Origin of the sequence: Methylobacterium sp. E-065, assembly GCF_022829605.1 — a bacterium.
Taxonomy (GTDB): Bacteria; Pseudomonadota; Alphaproteobacteria; order Rhizobiales; family Beijerinckiaceae; genus Methylobacterium.
Window position 1 is genome coordinate 23465 of sequence record NZ_JAKSYD010000204.1, and the last position, 20181, is coordinate 43645.

General features: G+C 66.7%; 17 protein-coding genes. 12 read left to right on the forward strand and 5 right to left on the reverse strand.

The genetic code is table 11. From position 1 onward, the window contains the following. Positions 1-59 precede the first annotated feature (59 nt). From MKK84_RS24935 to MKK84_RS24965, 7 genes are all read left to right on the forward strand, one after another. Positions 60-1568: an MmgE/PrpD family protein gene (locus tag MKK84_RS24935; protein ID WP_243924725.1), complete on the forward strand. Its 1509-nt coding sequence runs from the start codon at positions 60-62 to the stop codon at positions 1566-1568. A gap of 113 nt (positions 1569-1681) precedes the next feature. Next, positions 1682-2578, forward strand: coding sequence for a LysR family transcriptional regulator (locus tag MKK84_RS24940; RefSeq protein ID WP_243924726.1), 897 nt, complete (start codon positions 1682-1684; stop codon positions 2576-2578). 190 nt (positions 2579-2768) lie between these two features. Beyond that, positions 2769-3494, forward strand: coding sequence for a PIG-L deacetylase family protein (locus MKK84_RS24945; protein WP_243924727.1), 726 nt, complete (start codon positions 2769-2771; stop codon positions 3492-3494). Then, on the forward strand, positions 3491-4180 hold the full coding sequence (locus MKK84_RS24950) for a 4-carboxy-4-hydroxy-2-oxoadipate aldolase/oxaloacetate decarboxylase (RefSeq protein WP_243924728.1): 690 nt from the start codon (positions 3491-3493) through the stop codon (positions 4178-4180). The genes MKK84_RS24945 and MKK84_RS24950 overlap by 4 nt, the downstream gene beginning before the upstream one ends. Positions 4181-4301: 121 nt before the next feature. After that, on the forward strand, positions 4302-5606 hold the full coding sequence (locus MKK84_RS24955; RefSeq protein WP_243924729.1) for an MFS transporter: 1305 nt from the start codon (positions 4302-4304) through the stop codon (positions 5604-5606). A 760-nt stretch (positions 5607-6366) separates the two neighbouring features. Next, positions 6367-8586, forward strand: coding sequence for a TonB-dependent siderophore receptor (locus MKK84_RS24960; RefSeq protein WP_243924730.1), 2220 nt, complete (start codon positions 6367-6369; stop codon positions 8584-8586). Positions 8587-8702: 116 nt separating this feature from the next. Then, on the forward strand, positions 8703-8984 hold the full coding sequence (locus MKK84_RS24965; protein WP_243924731.1) for a hypothetical protein: 282 nt from the start codon (positions 8703-8705) through the stop codon (positions 8982-8984). Positions 8985-9506: 522 nt separating this feature from the next. Here MKK84_RS24965 and MKK84_RS24970 read toward each other — a convergent pair. Then, positions 9507-10727, reverse strand: a complete 1221-nt coding sequence (locus MKK84_RS24970) for a DUF2325 domain-containing protein (RefSeq protein ID WP_243924732.1) — start codon at positions 10725-10727, stop codon at positions 9507-9509. 64 nt (positions 10728-10791) lie between these two features. Continuing rightward, positions 10792-11160 carry a winged helix-turn-helix domain-containing protein gene (locus MKK84_RS24975; RefSeq protein WP_243924733.1) on the reverse strand — a complete coding sequence of 123 codons (369 nt, stop codon included), beginning with the start codon at positions 11158-11160 and terminating at the stop codon, positions 10792-10794. 143 nt (positions 11161-11303) lie between these two features. Between MKK84_RS24975 and modA the strand changes: the two genes are divergently transcribed. The 3 genes from modA to MKK84_RS24990 are packed head-to-tail and all read left to right on the forward strand — an operon-like array spanning position 11304 to position 12837. Continuing rightward, positions 11304-12083, forward strand: a complete 780-nt coding sequence (gene modA / locus MKK84_RS24980) for a molybdate ABC transporter substrate-binding protein (RefSeq protein WP_243924734.1) — start codon at positions 11304-11306, stop codon at positions 12081-12083. Between the two features lie 32 nt (positions 12084-12115). Then, positions 12116-12325, forward strand: coding sequence for a molybdopterin-binding protein (locus MKK84_RS24985; RefSeq protein ID WP_147939988.1), 210 nt, complete (start codon positions 12116-12118; stop codon positions 12323-12325). After that, complete coding sequence (locus MKK84_RS24990) at positions 12325-12837, forward strand: hypothetical protein (protein ID WP_243924735.1); 513 nt, start codon at positions 12325-12327, stop codon at positions 12835-12837. Before MKK84_RS24985 ends, MKK84_RS24990 begins: the two co-directional genes overlap by 1 nt. A gap of 27 nt (positions 12838-12864) precedes the next feature. Here the strand turns inward: MKK84_RS24990 and MKK84_RS24995 are convergent, their stop codons facing one another. After that, the gene (locus MKK84_RS24995; protein WP_243924736.1) at positions 12865-13593 is read right to left on the reverse strand and encodes a substrate-binding domain-containing protein; all 729 of its coding nucleotides are present in this window, start codon (positions 13591-13593) and stop codon (positions 12865-12867) included. 206 nt (positions 13594-13799) lie between these two features. Beyond that, positions 13800-14294 (reverse strand): tRNA (N6-threonylcarbamoyladenosine(37)-N6)-methyltransferase TrmO, encoded by a 495-nt coding sequence (gene tsaA, locus MKK84_RS25000; protein WP_243924737.1) that lies wholly within the window; start codon positions 14292-14294, stop codon positions 13800-13802. Between the two features lie 436 nt (positions 14295-14730). On the opposite strand from tsaA, the gene MKK84_RS25005 reads away from it, so the two are divergent. Both MKK84_RS25005 and MKK84_RS25010 read left to right on the forward strand, forming a co-directional pair. Then, positions 14731-14931 carry a hypothetical protein gene (locus MKK84_RS25005; RefSeq protein WP_147940008.1) on the forward strand — a complete coding sequence of 67 codons (201 nt, stop codon included), beginning with the start codon at positions 14731-14733 and terminating at the stop codon, positions 14929-14931. A gap of 564 nt (positions 14932-15495) precedes the next feature. Continuing rightward, a complete protein-coding gene (locus tag MKK84_RS25010; protein ID WP_243924738.1) occupies positions 15496-18549 on the forward strand; it encodes a response regulator in 3054 nt (1017 codons plus the stop codon). A 25-nt stretch (positions 18550-18574) separates the two neighbouring features. Here the strand turns inward: MKK84_RS25010 and MKK84_RS25015 are convergent, their stop codons facing one another. After that, positions 18575-20074, reverse strand: coding sequence for a DUF2252 domain-containing protein (locus MKK84_RS25015; protein WP_147939983.1), 1500 nt, complete (start codon positions 20072-20074; stop codon positions 18575-18577). Positions 20075-20181 lie beyond the last annotated feature (107 nt).

A 20181-nucleotide genomic window follows, 5' to 3' on the forward strand; every position in this document is an offset into this window, starting at 1 on the left:
GCATCAGGGGCGGTGCGTTCCGCGCCAGGCGACGAGAGCTGAGCCAGGAGGATCCGACGATGACGTTGAGCCGCAAGCGATTCCTGTCCGGCCTGGCGGCGCTCGGCGCCGGGATGAGTCTCCTGCCCGTCGCGCCCCGACGGGCCTTCGCCGCCGACACGCCGGCCGCGCCGGCCGGCACCGCCGAGGTGACGGCGGAGACAGCCGCGTTCGTGACTGCGACCTGCTACGAGGACTTGCCGCCGGAGCTGATCGCGCTCGGCAAGCAGCACATCCTCGACGCGCTCGGCCTCGCCATCGCCGGCCAGAAGGCCGAGACCGGCCCGATCGTGCATCGCTACCTCGCCGAGCTCGGCGTCCTGAACGGGCTGTCCACCGTGCTCGGAACGGATCAGCACGCCGCCCCGCGCTTCGCCGCCTTCGCCAACGGCGTCGCCATCCACGCCGACGATTTCGACGACACGCAGCTCGCCGTCGCGAAGGACCGCGTCTACGGTCTGCTGACCCACCCCACGGTGCCGACTCTGCCTCCCGCCCTGGCACTGGCGGAAGCCTTGAACAAGTCCGGCCGCGACTTCATGCTGGCCTACCATCTCGGCGTCGAGGTCGCTACGAAGCTCGCCGAGGCGATTGCGCCCCGCTCCTACGAGAGCGGCTTCCACTCCACCAGCATGTGCGGAGTGTTCGGCTCGGCGGCGGCCGCGGGGAAGCTGCGCGGCCTCGACGCCAAGCAGTTGCGCAACGCCTTCGGGGTGGTCGGCGCGGAGGCCGGCGGCCTGCGTGAGAATTTCGGCACGATGACCAAGCCGTTCCAGGCCGGCCACAGCGCCGAGGCGGGCATCGTGGCGGCCGACCTCGCGGCCCTGGGCTGGACGGCGGCCGAGGACATCCTCGAGGCCAAACGCGGCTTCTTCGCCGCCTTCGGGGGCGGCTGGGATCCCGGGGCAATCGTCGGCCGCCTGGGCCGGCCGTGGTCGCTGCTCTCGCCCGGCGTGTCGATCAAGCCGTATCCCTCGGGCTCGCTCACGCACCCCGCCATGGACGTGATGGCGGCTCTCATCGCGCAGCACGGCATCCGGCCGCAGGAGGTGGCTCAGGTCCGGGTCGGCGCCAACCGGCAGATGCTCAACACGCTGATCCACCACCGGCCCAGGACGGGCCTGCAGGCCAAGTTCAGCATGGAGTACTGCATGGCCGTGCTGCTGGTGCTCGGCAAGGCGGGGCTCGGGCAGTTCCAGGACGACGTGGTCAACCGGCCAGAGCTGCAGGCCATGATCGACCGGGTCACCTTCTACAACAACCCGGACGCGGACGCGGCCGGCGCCGACAAGATGCGTAGCTACGTCGAGGTGCAGTTGACAGACGGGCGCGCCGTCTCGGGTCAGGGCGACTTCGCCCGCGGCAGCCCGGAGAAGCCGATGAGCTTCGACGACACCGTGGCCAAGTTCGAGGGCTGCGCCGACTTCGCCGGGCTGCCGCGCGACCGGGTCGGGCGAATCGTGTCCGCCGTCCGAAACCTGGAGGCGGTCCCGGACATGCGCGCGGTCTGCACCGGCCTCTTCGCCTGAGCCTCGGCGGCATCCGCGGCGTCGCCTTGTGGTCGGCCGGCAGCGGGCCGATCCGTATCGGCGGCCTCTCCGTCCGTGCGAATGCTGGCGCCGCGTTTCGACGGCGAGGGGTGATGGAGCGGATCGACTTCCTGGGCCTTCAGGCCTTCCTCAGCATCGCCAACTGGGGGAGCTTCAACCGGGCCGCGGCCAGCCTCAGCCTCTCGCAGGCCGCCCTGAGCCACCGCCTGAAGAAGCTGGAGGACGAACTCGGCGTCAGGCTCGTCGCACGGACGACGCGGCAGGTGACGCTGACGCCCGCCGGCGTCGAGCTTCTGCCGAGCGCGCAGCGCATCGTCGACGAGCTGTCCCAGATCTTCGGAACCCTGCGGCGGCAGGGCCGCGAGAGCCAGGACGTCGTCCGCTTCGGCTGCCTGCCGACGATCGCCGGTCACCACCTGCCCGCCATCCTGCGGGGCTTCAGCGCCGCTCACCCGGGCGTGCTGGTGCGCGTCCTCGATCAATCAGCCACCGCGATCATCGAGCGCGTGCGGGCGGGCGAGGCCGAATTCGGCATCACCATCATGTCGGCGCAGCACTACGACCTCGACATCACCCCGATCCACCAGGAAGCCTTCGTGCTGGTGTGCCGGGCCGATCACGCGCTCGCCGACGCAAAGGTGGTGACGTGGTCCGAGCTGGACCGTGAAATTCTCATCAGGATCGGGGAGCAGACCGGCAACAACTTGCTCATCGCGGCGGGGCTGGGGGGACGCTACGCCGACGTGACCTGGGCCTACGAGGTGCACCGCGTCGCCACCGCCATCGGCATGGTGCGCGGGGGCCTGGGCGTGACCGTCGTGCCGCGCCTCGCCTTTCAGGCCGCCGAAGAGGGAAAGATCGTCGCCGTGCCGCTCCGGGCGCCGAGCATCGCGCGGACGATCGGCATCGTGACGCGCCGCAATCACACCCTGTCACCGGTGGCGGAGAGCTTGGCCCGGATGATCCGGGCGTACTTCAACGCGCTCTGACCGCGCCGCCCGCCCGGCAGGAAGGAACCGCCCGGATGGCATCGCGCCGGCATGCCCGAACCCGCGGGCATTATTCGATGACGCGCATCAATAGCCTCAATCTAATCATTTGTTTGCTCGGGCGGCCGGCGATAGCTCTGCATGCACAATAGTGCGCGAGAGGCGACGCACGCTCCGGGAGAGATGAGATATGGCGGCCGCAGCGCGATCGGGCCTCGTGGTGACAGCCCATCCGGGCGACTTCGTCTGGCGCGCTGGCGGCGCCATCGCCCTGCACGCACGCAAGGGCTACCGGATGAAGATCGTCTGCCTGTCGTTCGGCGAGCGCGGCGAGAGCCAATGGGCCTGGAAGAAGGCGGGCGTGCGGATCGAGGACGTGAAGGCCCAGCGCCGCGCCGAGGCCGAGGAGGCGGCCGGCATTCTCGGCGCCGAAATCGAGTTCCTCGACGTCGGCGACTATCCCCTGCGCGTCGGCGAGGCCGTCCTCGACCGGCTCGTCGACGTCTATCGGGAGGAGCGTCCGGCCTTCGTGCTGACCCACGCCCTGGAAGACCCCTACAATTTCGACCATCCGGTCGCCGCCCACGTGGCGCAGGAGGCCCGGGTGATCGCCCAGGCCGCCGGGCACAAGCCGGACCCGGACCGCAGCTACGCCGCGCCGCCCGTGTTCCTGTTCGAGCCGCACCAGCCGGAGCAGTGCAACTTCAAGCCCCAGGTCATCCTGAACATCGATGCCGTGTGGGAGACCAAGTTCCGCGCGTTCCAGGTGCTCGCCGCCCAGAAGCACCTCTGGGAATACTACACCCGCGTGGCGCTCAACCGCGGCGTCCAGGGCGGCCGCAACTCCGGAACCGCGATGACCTACGGGGAGGCCTATCAGCGCCTCTTCCCGATGACGCTGGAGGAACTGGCATGAGGACCGTCGTCGTCCGCAACATCCCCCGCGTCGCGCCGGCCGTCGCCGCGACGCTCGCCCGGCACGGCGTCTCCACGGTCCACGAGGCGCAGGGGCGTACCGGCCTCCTGAAGACCTACATGCGCCCGATCTGGGAGGGCGCCGCGATCGCCGGCAGCGCCGTGACCGTGCTGGCGCAGCCCGGCGACAACTGGATGCTGCACGTGGCCATCGAGCAGTGCCGCCCCGGCGACGTCCTGGTAGTCGCCTGCACGACCGACAACACCGACGGCATGTTCGGCGACCTGCTGGCCACCTCGCTGAAGGCACGCGGCGGCGTCGGCCTGGTGATCGACGCGGGCTGCCGCGACGTGCGCACGCTCAAGGAGATGGGCTTCCCGGTCTGGTCGCGGGCGATCTCCGCCAAGGGCACGGTCAAGGCGACGCTGGGCAGCGTCAACGTCCCCGTGGTCTGCGCCGGCGCCCTGGTCCGGCCGGGGGACGCGATCGTGGCGGACGATGACGGCGTCGTGGTCGTGCCCCATGCCGACGCCGAGGCCGTCGCCGCGCAGGCGGACGCGCGGGCCGCCAACGAAGTCGCCAAGCGCGCCCGGCTCGCGGCCGGCGAGCTCGGCCTCGACCTCTACGGGATGCGCGACGCGCTGGCCGCCGCCGGCCTCGAGTACCGCGACGACCCGCTGGACTGACGAACACGAGAGACAGGCGCCGGCAGATCGTTCGCGAAGAGACGGCACCGGCTGAACCGTGCCTGCGCCCGGCCGGCAGCCCGGGCGGCACACGATCCCGTATGGCTGGAGGAGACGCGCCATGATGAAGCTCGGCTGGTACCACACGCTCGATCAGACCGAGCGCCGAACCTACTGGGCCTGCTTCGCGGGGTTCGGCCTCGATGCCATGGACACGACGATCTACGCTCTCGTCATCCCGGCACTGATCGCGACGCTCGGCCTGACGCAGGCCGAGGCTGGATACCTCGCCACGGCCTCCCTCGCCGGGGCCGCGGTCGGCGGCTGGGCCGCCGGCATCCTGGCCGACCGGATCGGACGGGTCAGGATCCTGCAGCTCACCATCCTAATGGTCGCGGGTTTCACCTGCCTGGCGGCGTTCATGAGCGACGTCTGGTCCCTGGCCCTCGTCCGCTTCCTCCAAGGCCTCGGCTACGGCGGCGAGGCCGCGGTCGGCGGCGTCCTGATCAGTGAGGTGATCCGGCCGGCCCTGCGTGGGCGCGTCGCGGCTTCCGTCCAGAGCAGCTACGCGGTCGGCTACGCGATCTCGGTCAGCATGCTGCCGGTCATCGCGTCCCTGTTCTCCGAGGAGATGGGCTGGCGCGTCTTCTTCGCCATCGGCATCATCCCGGCAGGACTCGTGTTCTTCATCCGCCGGCTGGTGCCTGAATCCGGCATCTACGCCGAGACGCGGGCGGCGCAGCGCGACGGCGCCGTGCCGCCGCCGTTCTGGACGATCTTCACCGGCCGGCACCTGCGCCGCACGGCCGCGGCCGCGGTTATGTCGACCGGCATCTTCGGCGGCGCCTACGTGATGATCACGTGGCTGCCGACCTACCTGCGCACGGCGCTCGGCCTCTCGATCAAGTCGAGCATCGGCTATCTCGCGATGAACATCCTCGGCTCCCTCGTCGGGCCGCTTCTCTTCGGATGGCTTTCGGACCGGATCGGCCGCCGCCCCGCCTTCATGACCTTCCTCGTACTGCAGTCCGGCAACGTCGCGATTCTCCTGCTCGCGCCGATCGGCCTCAGCACGACCATCGTCCTGAGCTTCTTCCTAGGCGCGTTCCAGGGGGCTCTGGCCTCGGGCATGCTGCCGACCTTCGCGGAGCTATTCCCGACCTCGATCCGGGCGAGCGGCCAGGGCTTCTGCCTCGGGGGCGGTCGCGGCTTCGGTTCGGTCGTGCCCGCCACGGTGGGCATCCTGGCCGCGAGCTTGCCGCTGGGGACGGCAATGGGCGCCTGCGCCCTCTGCGCCTACGGGGTCGCCTTCTGCGCGGCGCTGCTCATGCCGGAAACGGCCGGAACGGATCTCCACGACCAGAGTGGCGGCCAGGCATCAGCAGTCGGTCAAACTCAACACGCATCGCGCGTCGTGTCGGCCTAGATCTGCAACCGAGCGGCCGCGTCTCAACCTTTGGGGCTGAAAGCCGCTGGTCCGCTCTCGGCCAGACATCGCCATGCCGGATCGCCGATAAGCGCAAAAGTGGTCGTTCGGCTTTGCGCCCATCCCGGCCATTCGATGGGTTATCACGAGTTCCCACAAGCAGACGTTACCACCGACGTTCGGAGAGCGGCCTACGGGATGATCTAACGGTACGGAAGCGGCTGCCGACATGGCCGAACAGTCCTTCACCGTGTCTGTCCCGCGGCAATCCCGCCGAGTTCTAGAAGGATCTCAGATGTGTGCGATTTTGCGTTCCAAAAGGCAGAGACCACCCGATGGAACGCTTATGATTCTTGGTACGGACCGTTCCACAGGAGCGGGCCCTATTGGACCGATTTTGGTAGTGGGGTTCGGTGCACGAGCTTGCAGCAATCGCCTTGGAGGCGGGTGCAACGGCTGCAGCGGGTGGGAAGCGGGATTTGACGTAACGCTTGGAAGCGGACCTTCAACTCCGCTCCCGGCTCAGTCGTTCGGGGTGATGCAGTTGGTATTTTTAAGGATCGCCCTCGGTCAAACACCATTTGGCGCAGCTCGCTTTCGCGCAGTACCAGCAGGTGCTCGATAAGCTCTAGCTTAGAACGCCTTCAGATTTGAACCTTTATAAGTGTGTGATCTATAACACGTTTTTGGCTTGCCCAAGGATCTGTGAACGGTGATCACTCGGGCGTTGCGCCGTTCAAGGCGCGTGTCAGCGTGATCTATGCCTTATCGTTCCTCGCTCCTCGCCGTCCTTCTCGCCACCACCACCCTCGCTGGGAATGCGAGCGCGCAGGACGGGACCATCCAGCTCAACGAGATCTCAGTCGACGCGGCAGGACCCGGCAGCTCTGCCCCGGGACCGATGGGCTCCGGCGGCCTCAACCTCAGTGCGGGCGACGGCGGCACGGCCGCGACCAGCGGCGGTGGCGGTGGTCCGTCCGGCATCACCGGCTACACCGCCCGCGTGACGACTGCGGGAACGAAGACTAACACGCCAATCATCGAGACGCCGCAATCGATCTCCGTCGTCACCCGGGAGCAGCTCAACGACCGCAACGTCCAGACCCTGAGCGATGCGATCAACTACGTCCCCGGCGCCATATCGGCCCGGTCGGGCTTCGATCCGCGCTTCGACCAGATCTTCATCCGCGGCTTCGACGTGCTCACCAACCAGGGCACCTATCGCGACGGCCTGCGCGTAATCGGCAGCGGGTTCATCTTCCCGCGCATCGAGCCCTACGGCGCGGAGGCCGTGACCATCCTACGCGGGCCGTCCGCCGGTCTCTACGGCCTCGGCTCGCCGGGCGGCATCCTCGACATCACGAGCAAGCGCCCGGTTTTCGTGCCATTCGGCGAGGTCCAGTTCCAGGCCGGTAGCTTCGACCGCGTCCAGGGCAACTTCGACTTCGGTGGCCCAGTCGAGGGCTCGGGCGGTACCATGGCCTACAGGCTGACCGGCATCCGTCGCGAGGCAGGCACCTTCATCGGCCTCGGCACCAACGACGACCGGTTCAACATCGCGCCCGCCTTTACCTGGAAACCCGATGCCGCCACGACGTTCACGTTCCTGAGTGAGTTTCAAACGACCAACACGCCAGCCACGACGTTCTACTACAACTACCCAGGTTTCCGGGCGAGCCCGTACTATATGGGCGACCCGCGCTTCGCCGGTCTCGACCAGACGCAGTATCGGGTCGGCTACGCCTTCGAGCATTTCATCACGCCCGATTTGGTCTTCCGCCAGAACTTCCGGCACTACGGCGTCTTCCTCAGCGGGAAGTACGTCGATATCAACGGCATAAACGACGCAAACACGATCGGCACGCGCGACACTGGCTACATCCGCGAAGGCTTGGTGCAGCAGACGCTGGACAACCAGTTGGAGGAGCGCTTCGCCACCGGCCCGATCGCTCACACCGTGGTCGGGGGCGTCGACTATGCGCGGTACAGCTTGAGCCAGCGCCTCGGCTTCGGCCTTGCCCCAGATCTGAACCTGATCACGCGGAACTACGGCCAACAGTTCATCGCCACGCCGACCCTCGGGTCCGCCGCGCGTCAGACCCAGGAGCAGATCGGCGTCTACCTGCAGGATCAGGCCAAGTTTGGCGACTTCATCCTCACCCTGAACGGACGCCACGATTGGGTCTTCCAGGACAACTTCACGACCCCCGACAGCGCGGTCTCACGCCAGAACAACAGCGCGTTCACGGGCCGGGTCGGACTGGGTTACGTCCTAGCGCCGGGCCTCGTGCCCTACGCCAGCTACGCCACGACCTTCACCCCGCAGGTGGGCCTCGACCGAAACGGACAGGCGTTCAAGCCGGCGACCGGTGATCAAATCGAGGCGGGCGTGAAGTACCTGATCCCCGGCACCAACATCCAAACCGCGTTCGCCGGCTTCGACATCACACAGTCGAACATTTTGATCCCCGACGCGTCCTCCCTCGCGTTCCAGACCGCCGGCGGTGCCGTGCGCTCGAAGGGCTTCGAGGCCGAGGCGACCGCCAACCTCGCCCCAGGCACCAACCTGACGATCGCCTACACCCACGTCGACATCCGGTTCGTGAACTCGGTCTCCTCAACCGGCCAGTCGCTCGCTGGCAACCTCGTCTCGGGCATTCCCCAGGATACCTACGCGTCGTTCCTGACCTACGCGTTCCCACCGTCCTCGCCTCTGCGCGGCCTTCAGATCGGCGGTGGCATCCGCTACATCGGTGCGAGCTTCGCCGACGATCAGAACACGGTGCGCAACACTGCCGTCACGCTCTACGACGCTTTGGTGGCCTACGACTTCGCGGCGCTCGACCCGAAGTACAAGGGCTTCCGTGCGCAGCTCAACGGCTACAACATCTTCGATCGGAACTATCAGACCTGCTCGTTTGGGTTCTGCAATCGCAACCAGCCGGCGACGGTCATTGGCAGCCTGATCTACCGGTGGTGAGAGGCGCCCCCTTCAACGGCTGGGTATTCGAGTGCTGAACCGTTACACCAGCACGACGACCGCGGCGCGCTGCATGGCGGGCTGCGGCTGAGGTGATACGGGCGTGAGAGGATGCCGTGTACGAGATCGATCTGACCCCAACTTACCAGGACACCCTTCGTCTCGCGCAGCTCCGGAAGCAGGCGAAGAGCCTCGGACTGAAGTTGTCGAAGTCGCGCTGGCGTCAGTCTTATATTCGGAACCGCGGCGGCCTGATCCTCCTCGATAGTCGGGACGAGGTCGTCGCAGGGGACGGCTACAGTCTCAATCTGGCGGCGGCCGAGAGGATCTTGTCCGTCATGGCCGATCAAATGCCCTCTTCGATGGCACGATCGATGGAACGTATGGGGTCGGCATAGAAAGCTTTGCTCAATAAGCGCCCCAGTGCCGGTAAGCAGACCTTTCCGAGGTCCTAGAAGGGTCGACGCTGCGTGAAAACGTGGAGGCGGTAGAAGGACCTTCTCTCCGGCTCCCTGCCCGATATCGGAAAGGGCACCCTACTGTCTTCAAGGCCGCCATTTGGAGGGCAGGGATGCCTCGCGCAGAGAAGATTGATCTGCGATTCCGGAACGCGCCTGCGTTTTCACACAGCCTGGGTCGAAAGCAGACTCTGGACTCTACGCGGGAAAGATATGTAGCATCGTGCCGATCACGCCAAGCGCACATATGCCGATTAGAGCCGCTGTGATGTACAATAGCATCCAGCTTTCACTTTTGATGGGCGAGTGGCTGTCGTCGTCAGGATCGCCAAACCAATCTGTCACGTGGTCATATCATGTCCGGCAAGTTGGAGAGCGGCTTATGTACGCTATGCAATGAGGACATAAACCTAGAAGCTTCTTCCGGTCTGCCCGTGACCCCCGAGCGATCTGCTTGATCGTCTACGGCGAGCTCGCCATCGGCGTGACGACGTGCATAAAGCTCGCCAGGCCAGCGCTCCGCACCGGGTGGAAGGGTTTAGCCTGTGCTTCGCAGTATCGTTTCAGGTGAAGGCTCGCCTCGTGGCTGACACAACTCACGGGGAACACCGCTAGATCCGCTTGCCCAACCAGCCCCGCCAGAAGGCACAGGTTGTCCTCGATACCTCCGTCATGGTTGAGCAGCCTGCCGCCCCTGGCCTCCACGAAGCGGCGGAGATTGGCCACCTGACGCCGCCGGCCGCCAACATAGAGGATGACCTGTCCGTCTAGCCGTCCCGATGTTTGGCTATCGGCTGTATCCACGCTCGGAACATCCAGAGCCGCTTCGAGGGCAGCCAGTTCCCTTTCGGCAACTGATCGGCGGGCTATCTCCGTGGCTAGATCAGCGCTGAGGCGTTCGGCTGCGCCAGCCAGCACCGCAAGCCGCTCCTCCAACGCGGTCGCATGCGCGATCTCCCGGGCCAGCCGCACCTCCAGGCCGCGCGTGGACGGTGGCTCGATGGTCGTAGTAGCCGGGATGGGACGCTCGATTTCGATCGTCCGGGTGCGCTTCCTGAGATCGTCGCGCTCGCGCATGAGCGCCATGATGCGCTCGTCCCGTGCCGCGAGCGCTTCATCGCGTCGGCCCAACTCCTCTTCGAGATGGCGCAGGCGGCGGATGTCGGCCCGGTTCGACTGACCGACGAGGTGCGAGAGCATGTGCACTTCGCCGAAGATTTCCTGCACGAGTGGCCAGTCGGTGGCTGGGTGGGTGATCGCTGCCCAATAGGCGCCAGGGATAGCCCCACGCTCCAGCGAGGACTTCCAGAGCGCCCGAACCGCGTCAGCGGTGCGCGCCTCGGCAAAGCGTTCGATCTCCCGCTCGTGCCGCCGGTCCAGGGTCTTTTGCAGCAGACGGCCACCCCCGTCCTTGCGACCGGCTATCTGGACGATCTCTCCGTGCAGGTGGTGCTCACTGATCGTCCGAGCGTCGGCACGCCCAAGCTTGGCCAGGATCGCGCGGGCTTCAGAGTTGGTCAGGCAGGTGCCTACGATCGAGCAGTGCAGGTTCTCGGCAAGCTCCCAGATCCGGTCCCGCGATTTATCCGCCGAGTCGGGTTCAGGCGGCGGCACGAACGGCGGACGGGTGACGGAAGCGAGGGCGCGCAGCGCTGGACCGTCGAGGTGAGCGATTGGCGGCATCGGCGTCTCGGCAGTCGTTATATCCATTCGGATATAACACTCTGTCCAAAAACAATCGGCTTGCCTAGGGGGAGGTCATAGCCGGCAGGTCGTCTGCGGTTCGCTCGGGAGCAGCAATCCGATCTAGGAAGGGCGCGGCCGCCCGGTCGGCAGCACGCTCAATCGCCCTGTAATGCGCGACCAGATCGACTCCGAGTGTAGACAAGCGTGCCCCGCCTCCCGCCTTACCGCCAATCTGCGCCTCGACTACCGGCTGCCCGAAACCGCTGTTCATCGCCTCAATGAGCATCCATGCCCGCCGGTAGGACATGCCGAGCGCCCGCCCGGCTGCGCTGATCGAGCCGTGCTCGGCAACCATCTCCAGGAGTTGCACTTTACCGGGGCCGATACGATTGTCGGGCCCAACGTCGATACGAATGCTCAGGCTTGCCATCGGGTCTCTCCCTCGCCTCATGCCACGAACCGACGCGTCGACCGGTGGAGCAGTCGCGAACGCAGCGCAATCGATGGCTTTCTGCGATATATTCTGCTTGATATAGCGCTGCTGGCACATCCGACGTCGAGGACCGCTTCCGCATGCGCAGTTTGATCCGCTCCGGCCTCATCGCCACCTTGTTCCTCACCGTTGGAGCAGCCCAAGCGGCCGAGACCACGACTGTGTTCGGAGCAGCCAGCCTCAAGAACGCTCTCGATGATGCCGGCAAGGCATTCACAGCACAATCTGGGATCGAGATCCGGGCAAGCTACGCGGCGTCCTCTGCCCTCGCCCGGCAGATCGAGGCCGGAGCGCCGGCCGACCTGTTCGCCTCGGCCGACCTCGAATGGATGGACTACCTCGCCAAGAAGAACCTCATCCGTCCGGACACGCGGGTGAGCCTGCTCGGCAACCGCCTCGTCCTGATCGCGCCGCGCGACGCCAAGGAGAACACGGTTGCCTTCACGCCAGAGGGCTTCGCCAAAGCGCTCGGCTCCGATGGGCGGCTGGCCACCGGCGAGGTCAACTCGGTGCCGATCGGCAAGTACGCTAAGACCGCTTTCGAAAAGCTCGGTCTGTGGGGGAGCATTCAACCTCGTCTGGCTCAGAGCGACAACGTCCGAGCGGCCCTGGCTCTGGTCTCGCGCGGGGAGGCGCCGCTCGGCGTCGTCTACGAGAGCGACGCGAAGTCGGATCCCGGCGTGAAGGTCGTGGGCGTGTTTCCGGCGGACAGCCACCCGCCCGTGGTGTACCCGTTCGCCGTCACCGCGGACGCGAAGGGCGACGGCGCGAAGCGCTTCCTGGACTACCTCCGGAGCGCAGCAGCAAAGCCCTTCTTCGAGGCTCAGGGCTTCAGCGTCATCGAGGATGGCAAGAATTAAGCGATCCGGAATGGGCCAGGAAGGCGGACACCGTGAAGATCAGCGCGCGCAACATCATCAAGGGCACCGTGACGGCGATCGAGAAGGGCGCCACCACGGCGCACGTCAAGATTGAGATCATGCCGGGCCAGGTCGTCACCGCCGCCGTAACCAACGAAGCGGTCGACAGCCTCAACCTCACGGTGGGCGGTCCGGCCTATGCCGTGATCAAGGCGTCCGACGTCATGGTTGCCGTCGACTGATGAAGCCTGGATCCCGCGTTCTCCTCACCGTCGCATTGACGGTCTGCTGCATCGGCCCGGCGGTCGCTGAGGATGCGCCGGCTTGTGCGGGCTTCGCATGGTCGGTCGCGCGGGATCGTGCTGCGTTCACGGCGCCCGATTTGGCCGGGCTCGCATCTGGATCGGCTCTACCCGGCGGGACGGGGGCGGCGCAGGTGTCGTTGAAGCCGGCGGCAGAGGTGACACTGCCGGTTCAATCTGAGAGGACCGCGAAGCCAGGGACGTTCGCGGGCTTCATCACGGCCACGGTGCCATCCGCCGGCACCTATCAACTGACGCTGTCGGAGGAGGCCTGGATCGACGTCAGCCAGGATGGGCGCACGACGCTCAAGCCCGAGCGCATCAGCGGCAAGGCCGGCTGCCCGGAGATCCGCAAGAGCCTGCGTTTCGCACTCGACGCCGGCCCGGTGACGATCGAGATCGGCCGCGCGCCGAGCCAGCAGATCAAGCTCGATCTGCTCCCGGCGGAGTAGCCGCGTCGGCCGCCTGTCTCGACTGCCTCACGGCCCGCTGATCGGCCCGAGTTCGTGGCGGGCGAGGATCGCCTGCCCCTTCTCGGACACGAGGAACAGGGCGAGGCGCATCGCGTCCGGGTTGTCGGTGATCAGTGCCATGGCGTAGGTCGCCGGCACCAACAGGTTGGGCGGAAGCTGCACGAGGCTGAGGCCGGGCGCCTCCTTCATGGTACCGCTCTGGCCACTGCAGTAGTACAGCAGCGCGTCCGCGTTGTTGCCTAGGAACACGGTTGCGCTGGGGCTACGGCCCGCCACCGGCACCATCGTATTGGGCGAGCCGAGCAGCTTCAGCGCCTTCTTCTCCAGCATAGCCTTGGACCCTGGATGTGCGGTCTCGGCTCGATCGAATACGGCCTGGGCGTAATCGCCGCCAGGATCGGCGCCTGGCGTCGAGGTTGCCAGCCGCAGGTCGGGTTTGAGCAGGCGATCGAGGAGGTTGTCCGGGGTCAGACCAAGATCAGCGCGGGCGAGCACACACATCGTGTTACGAGCAAACGGCACGACATCCTTTGCCCTACCTGCATCGACAAGGCGGCGCGGGCTGGCAAGGTCGGCTGAGAGATAGAGGTCTGCCTTCTCGCCATCCTCTATCCGCTTTCGCAGCAGTCCAGCCGGCCCGAAGGTCGGTGCCGCCACCGCCTCGGCAGGGATGCCTGAGGCAGCGATCACGTCCTTGAGCGCAGCCACGAGGCTGCCAGCAGCATAGACCTGCATCGGCTCAGCCCACGCTCCGCCTGTAGATGACAGCGTGAGGCAGCCGAGGAGAGCTAATTGCCGAAGGATGCGCGAGGGTATGGTGAGACGGGTGGCGGGCAATGATGCCTCCAGACGGCTAGAGCAGCGCTATATCTGTTCGGATATAGCCCAAAGCCTGGCAGGATCACCCCTGGCACATGCGTTTCAGGCATCCAGTCGAGGCGTCAGTCGTCGGTCTCGAAATCACCCGGTTGCGGCGGGGCGATCGGCGTGAAGAGGGTCCGGTCTGGCTTGAGGTCGAGGAGTGGTGTGCCATCGAGGCAATCGAGGCCTCTGACCGTCAGGATGTTGCCCTCGATGGCGATGAGCGTGGCGATCGATGTTCCGATTGGGTTCGGCCGCACGGGCGAGCGCAGAGCAAAGGTGCCGCGCGTGCTCCCATTGTTGGCCGGGCTCTGCCGCACAAGATCTCGTCGGGAAGCATCGAGCCAGTACAGCACCTCAATCCGAGCGAATTTTGCTAGCCCGTCTAGCGCTGCGCCCCAAGGTTCAAACAGCTCGATACGGCAGATCGGGCCATCCGACCTGCCTTGTCGTGGGCAAGCGAGACGATCGGTCCAGGGGGTGTGGATACGACCGATGTAGACCAATCCGGCGTCATCGGCTGCAGGTGCCGCGACTGCGACTTCGCCGGTTCTGATTTCGTTGAGGCGCACCATGGACGGCCTTCTCCCATGGACATCAGGCTCACGCCACTAGGTTAAAGCCAGCTGCGTAACACTGAACAGCGCGAAGGGAATTTGCGTCCGATTGCACGATCGTTGGCCATGGGCCGGCGCTCGCGGTGTCCAGCTCCCCCGCAATGCACCGACCCTCACACGACCGCCCGACCGAGGCTCCACGGGCGGGCGGCAGGGAACTGGCCTGCGTCCGCCTGTCGTCGCGTACTCACACCGCCGCACGTCTTGCGGCGTCGCGAACGCCTCGAATGTGCAGTCAGAAGAGAGGGCTTTCACAACCATCCTGACGTCGATGTCATCCACAGGGTGCCTTCAGCCGAACCGGAACCGGCTGACGCTGTCGCCGTTGACCTGCCAGATTGGATCTGTTCTAATTCGCAACAAGACGGATCGACCATCGAGTAGGGACACCGACATGGCCAACGCGCACTGCGAGAGCTGCAAGTTTTTCGACGAGCACAAAGGTAACGGCGCTTCCGCTCAGGGTGATGCCGGCCTGTGCCGCTTCAACCCGCCGATCAGCCAGCCGGCGCCGGAGGCGAAGGGCTTGTGGCCGGTGGTTTCGTCCGAGGACTGGTGTGGTCACTTCACCGCAGAGATGACTGCGGCCGAGTAAACCGTTCTCGTCGCATCCCTCATGGGAACGCGGGGCCAGCCTTCGAGCTGGCTTTTTTATTGCTGTGTCGTCACGACTGCCGATCGATAGAGCCGATCGGATGCTCGGCACAAAGCCGAATTTCTCGTCGAGCTGATGCTGTCCAAGCTGCCACGTTCCAGCGCGGCAGTTCCAATGCTCTTGCCCTATTGGAACGCTGCACTCCGCGCTCGCTTTAGGGCGAAATAGCAGGGTGCGGTTTCCACCCCAGACCGAACCTGCCGAATGGCAGACGTACGCTCGCTCTGCCGGGGAAGGCTGTCAACGGTCATGGCGGCAGGGTCGGGTCGGTAGGAGGTCGTCCGCTTTTCCCGACAAAACGGCTTCGAAGCAGACCGGCCGGTTTCAGCCAGACCTAGAAACATGGGTATCTGCGACCGTACGAGGTACGAAGAGACCCTGTAGTCGCTTCCATCGCAGGGCGCTTTGATTGCAAATTCGAATTAGATGCCAGGGCTCGCGCATCATGTGTGAACCCGGCTACGACTTGCCGATGCCCGATCGTGGAGGGCGCAGGTAGCTCGCATGCCCGACACCCACCCGCTGATCCAGCATCCAGGCCTGCGGGGCGCGCGTCCGCTCGCCGGGCTGCCCAGTTCGCCGCTCGCCTACGCCCTGCTCGCCCTGGCCTTGACGGCGGTCGGGTGGAACTTCGTGGCCGGCGATGCCGCTCGTCGCGAACGGTTGCACCGCCGAGAGTTGATCGGCCACAGCGAGCGCCTGCTCTCGACGATGAAGGATTTGGAGACCGGCATGCGCGGCTACGCGCTCACCGGCAAGCCCGAGTACCTCGAACCCTATGCAGATGCTCTCGGCCGCATCCCCGGTGAGAGCGCCTTCCTCGACAATCTCGACGGTGGCTCTTCCGATCCAGCGATCGCGGCACTCGCTCCCGTGCGCAAGCTGATCGGCGATGAGACGGTGTTCTCCGACCGGGTCGTGATCGCGCGGCGTGACCAGGGGTTCGACAGCGCAGAAGCCCTGATCGAGACCGGCGCGGGCAAGCGCCTGATGGATGCGATCCGTGCCGCCACCGCGACGGCCAACCGATCCGCCGCGGAGGCGTCGGCGGAGAACGACCGTCGCGACAGCTTGCGCTACACCGCTCTGACGGCGTTCAGCCTGCTTTGCGCGACCCTCGCGATCGTGCTGCTGGTCCGCCTCACGATAGTACGGCGCCGCGAGAGCCAACGCAGCAGCGGGCTGTTCGAGGGCGTGCTCGCCAATGCCCCGGTCGGGCTGGGCTTCCTCGACGGCGGGTTTAACATCCGTCACATGAACCGCGCCCTGGCGACGATGAGCGAGCGCGGCTTCGGCGCGGATCTCGGCGCACCGATCTGGACGCTTCTCCCTAAGCTGGAAGATCAGCTCACCCCGCTGCTGGAGGCGGCGCGCGACCACGGCCTCGTCAGCGCTGACGTGCCGGTCAGCGTGGCGAGCGAGAGCGCGCCGGGCGGGATGCGCCACTTCCGCATGAGCTTCTACCCGCTGAGCCAGGATGAAGGGTCGGCTGTGGCCACCGGCGTCGGCCTCGTCGTGGCGGACGTAACTACGGCCGTCCTGTCCGAGGCCCAGGTCCGAGCGGGCGAAGCGCTGCTGCGGAGCGTTCTCGACACACTGCCGGTGGGCGTGCTCATCGCCGACGCGCCGTCCGGACGGATCACCGGCCACAACGCCCGCGCCGAGACGATCCTCGGGCACGGGGTGCTGCCCGCGCAACCCGGCGAGGGACCGGCCCGCTGGGTCGGCTTCCACGAGAATGGCCGGCCGGTCGAGCCGAGCGAGTGGCCGCTGATCCAGGTGGTGCGCGCCGGCGAGCCACAGTCCGAGCTGGAGGTCGACTATCAGCGCGGCGACGGTGCCCGCGCCTGGGTCGGCTTCGCCGGCGCGCCGATGCGGGATGCCGAAGGCGCGCTCATCGGCGCTGTCGTGGTGGTGTCCGACATCGACGCGCGCAAGCGCTCCGAGCACGTCCTCGCGGCGGCGAAGGACGCCGCCGAGGAGGCCAACCGCGCGAAGTCCGAGTTTCTGGCGAACATGAGCCACGAGCTGCGCACCCCGCTGTCGGCGGTGATCGGCTACTCGGAGATGCTGCAGGAGGAGATGGAGGACGCCGGCCAGGCGGACCTGCTGCCCGATATGAAGAAGATCGAGGCGAACGCGCGCCACTTGCTCGGGCTGATCAACGACGTGCTCGATCTGTCGAAGATCGAGGCCGAGCGCATGGAGGTGTACCCGGAAAGTATCGACGTCGCCGCGACCGTGCGCGACGTCGCCGCCACGGTGGAAGCCCTGGTGGAGAAGAAGGGCAACGCCCTGGTCCTCGACATCGCGGACGGGCTTGGCGGTGCGTACACGGACGCGACCAAGCTGCGCCAGTGCCTGATCAACCTGCTGAGCAACGCGGCAAAGTTCACGGAAGGCGGGGAAATTACGCTGTCGGCACGCCGGCAGACGGACGCCGAGGGTGATCGGCTGGTGTTCGCGGTGGCCGACACCGGCATCGGCATGAGCGAGGAGCAGGCGTCACGCTTGTTCCAGCGCTTCAGTCAGGCCGACGCCTCGACCACGCGGCGCTTCGGCGGCACGGGGCTCGGGTTGGCGATCACCCGGGCGTTCGCGCACATGCTCGGCGGCGACATCGCGGTCGAGAGCCGTCAGGGTGAAGGTACGACCTTCACCCTGACGCTGCTGGCGAGCGTGGCCGAGGGCGAGGAGAGACAGGCGCAGGCGAGATCCCCGCGGGCGCCGCAACCCTCGGCCGAGTCGATAGCCGGCAGCGAGGTCTTGGTCATCGACGACGATCAAGCCACCCGTGACCTGCTCGCCCGCTTCCTGGCCAAGGAAGGCTTCCACGTCGCAACGGCGGCTGATGGAATGGCAGGGCTCGAGCAGGCGCGCACGCGGCGTCCGCGCGCGATCCTGCTGGACGTAACCATGCCGCGCATGGATGGATGGGCCGTGCTGCGCACCCTGCGCGCCGACCCGGAGCTCGGCGATCTGCCGGTGATCATGGTCACGGTGCTCGACGAGCAGAACCTCGCGTTCTCGCTCGGGGCGACCGACTACCTGCAGAAGCCGGTCGACTGGGTACAATTGAAGGAAGCGATGGAGCGGTTCCGGCCGAAGGACCATGACGGGCCGGTGCTGGTCGTGGACGACGACGGCGACCTGCGCGCGTTGATGGCATCCCAGCTCACCCGGGACGGCTGGCAGGTGGTCACGGCGGCGGACGGCCGAGCGGGCCTGGCGGCGGTCGGCGAGCACCGGCCGCGGTTGATCCTGCTCGATTTGATGATGCCGGAACTCGACGGCTTCGGCTTCCTGCGCCTGCTGCGCACCCGCCCGGAGTGGTACGACATTCCCGTGGTGGTTCTGACGGCCAAGGACGTCACGGCGGACGACTTCCGCCAGCTGGCCGGGCAGGCCGACCGCGTGGTGCAGAAGGCCGGGCTGTCCTTCTCCGACCTCTCGGCGCTCCTGACGACGCTCTACGGAGCCGATCCCGCCGAGCATCAACACGGTGGGCTGGGATCTGATCAGGCCGACGGATCCGGGATGACGACGTCGTCCGAGTGATCAGCCCGTCGACGCATGCGCCAGATCAAAGATGTGGGTCGTCGGCCGCTCGGAGCCTGCCCGCCGCGATGGCCGTCCGGAACGCCTGATAGTCCGCCTCGTTCCGGTCACCGTAGGCCATCGCCCAATCGGCGAGGGCCTCCCGCAGGTCAGCGCGGCCATCGTGGCCGCAATAGCCCGCGATCGCCGCCGCATCCCCGGTCCGCGCATGGGCCTTGGCCAGCAGGGCGCCGTAGGCGTGCGAGAAGTACAGCAGCGACCGGCCGGTCATGCGCGCGACCGGAATCTCGCCCTTCATGTTCTTCATCTGGCGCACGTAGAACGGCCGACCATCGATCTTCGTCCAGCCCAGCAGCGGATCGCCCACCGCCTGCAGCAGGCGCTGGCCGTAGATTACGCGCTCGCCCTCATGGTCGGCGTAGGGCTTGGGCATGCCGCGTAGATACGGCGCGTGGGCCGGTCGCACAGCTTCCTTGACCTGGAGGAAGAGCGCGTCCTGGTCCGAGTTGCCGCACAGCAGCGCGACGTACGCCCGGGTGCCGACGCTGCCGACGCCGACGACGCGGTGTGCGACGTCGACCACGTGGTAGCGGCTGAGCATGAACCGCCGCTCGCGCGGCAGCGTCTCGGCGTAACGCTCCAGGCCGGTGGTGACAGCCTCGCGCGTCGCCTCGTCGACGCGGACGAGGATCGGCGGCTCCTCGCGGAAGCGCCAGCCGCCGTCCGTGCGCCGCTCGCCCACTCGATCGAGCAAGCTCGTGTTGTTCTTCCGCCGCGCCTTCTCGACAGCCTTGCGCACCACGGCCTGCGAACGCGCGTCGATCTCGATGCCGGCGAAAGCGAGGTCCTCGGCTCGCGCCGCGCGCTGCCAGACGTCGAGCGAACCGCGCGGGGCGAGGTCGTCCATCGTGTGCTGGTAACCAGCCACCGCGCTCAGTACCGCCTGCCGCCGTTCGGCCGGCGGGACGTCGGCATCCCGCGCGGCGACCTCGATGCTCGCGCACAGGCGCTTCAGGTCCCACTCCCACGGCCCGACCGTGACCTCGTCGAAGTCGTTGAGGTCGAGCACCACCTCGCCCTGGGGTGAGCCAAACAGGCCGAAGTTCGAGATATGGGCATCTCCGTTCATCACCACGTCGATCGCCCCGCGAGGTCCCTGTGCGAGATCCCAGGCCATGACCTGAGCAGCCCCGCGTAGGAAGGCGAACGGCGAGGACGCCATGCGGGCGACCCGCAGCGGAAGCAGGTGCGACTGTCGCCCGTCGTGGGCCGCCTCGATGAGCGTGACCGGGTCGGGACGGTCGCGGGCGAGATCGAGCACGGCATGAGCCGAATGCGGTAGATCCAGGCGCAGGATCTTGCCGGCGGCGCGACGTTTCTCCCACGGCTCCACGCCCGAGCGCAGGTCGATGTGCGGGAAGTCTGCCAGGGGCTCTAGGACCGCCTCCTCGGCAGCTCCGATCACCGCCTCATGCTCATCGGCCGCCGCCGATGACGTATCCGTGGACTGCGCTGACCGTTCCATCGACCTCGTCCAACCGCCTCAGACCACACCAACGGTTCGACCAGGGAATAAACCTTCCCGCTCAACGTGGACTTAACCGCACACCGAACCCACCGCATCCTCAGCCA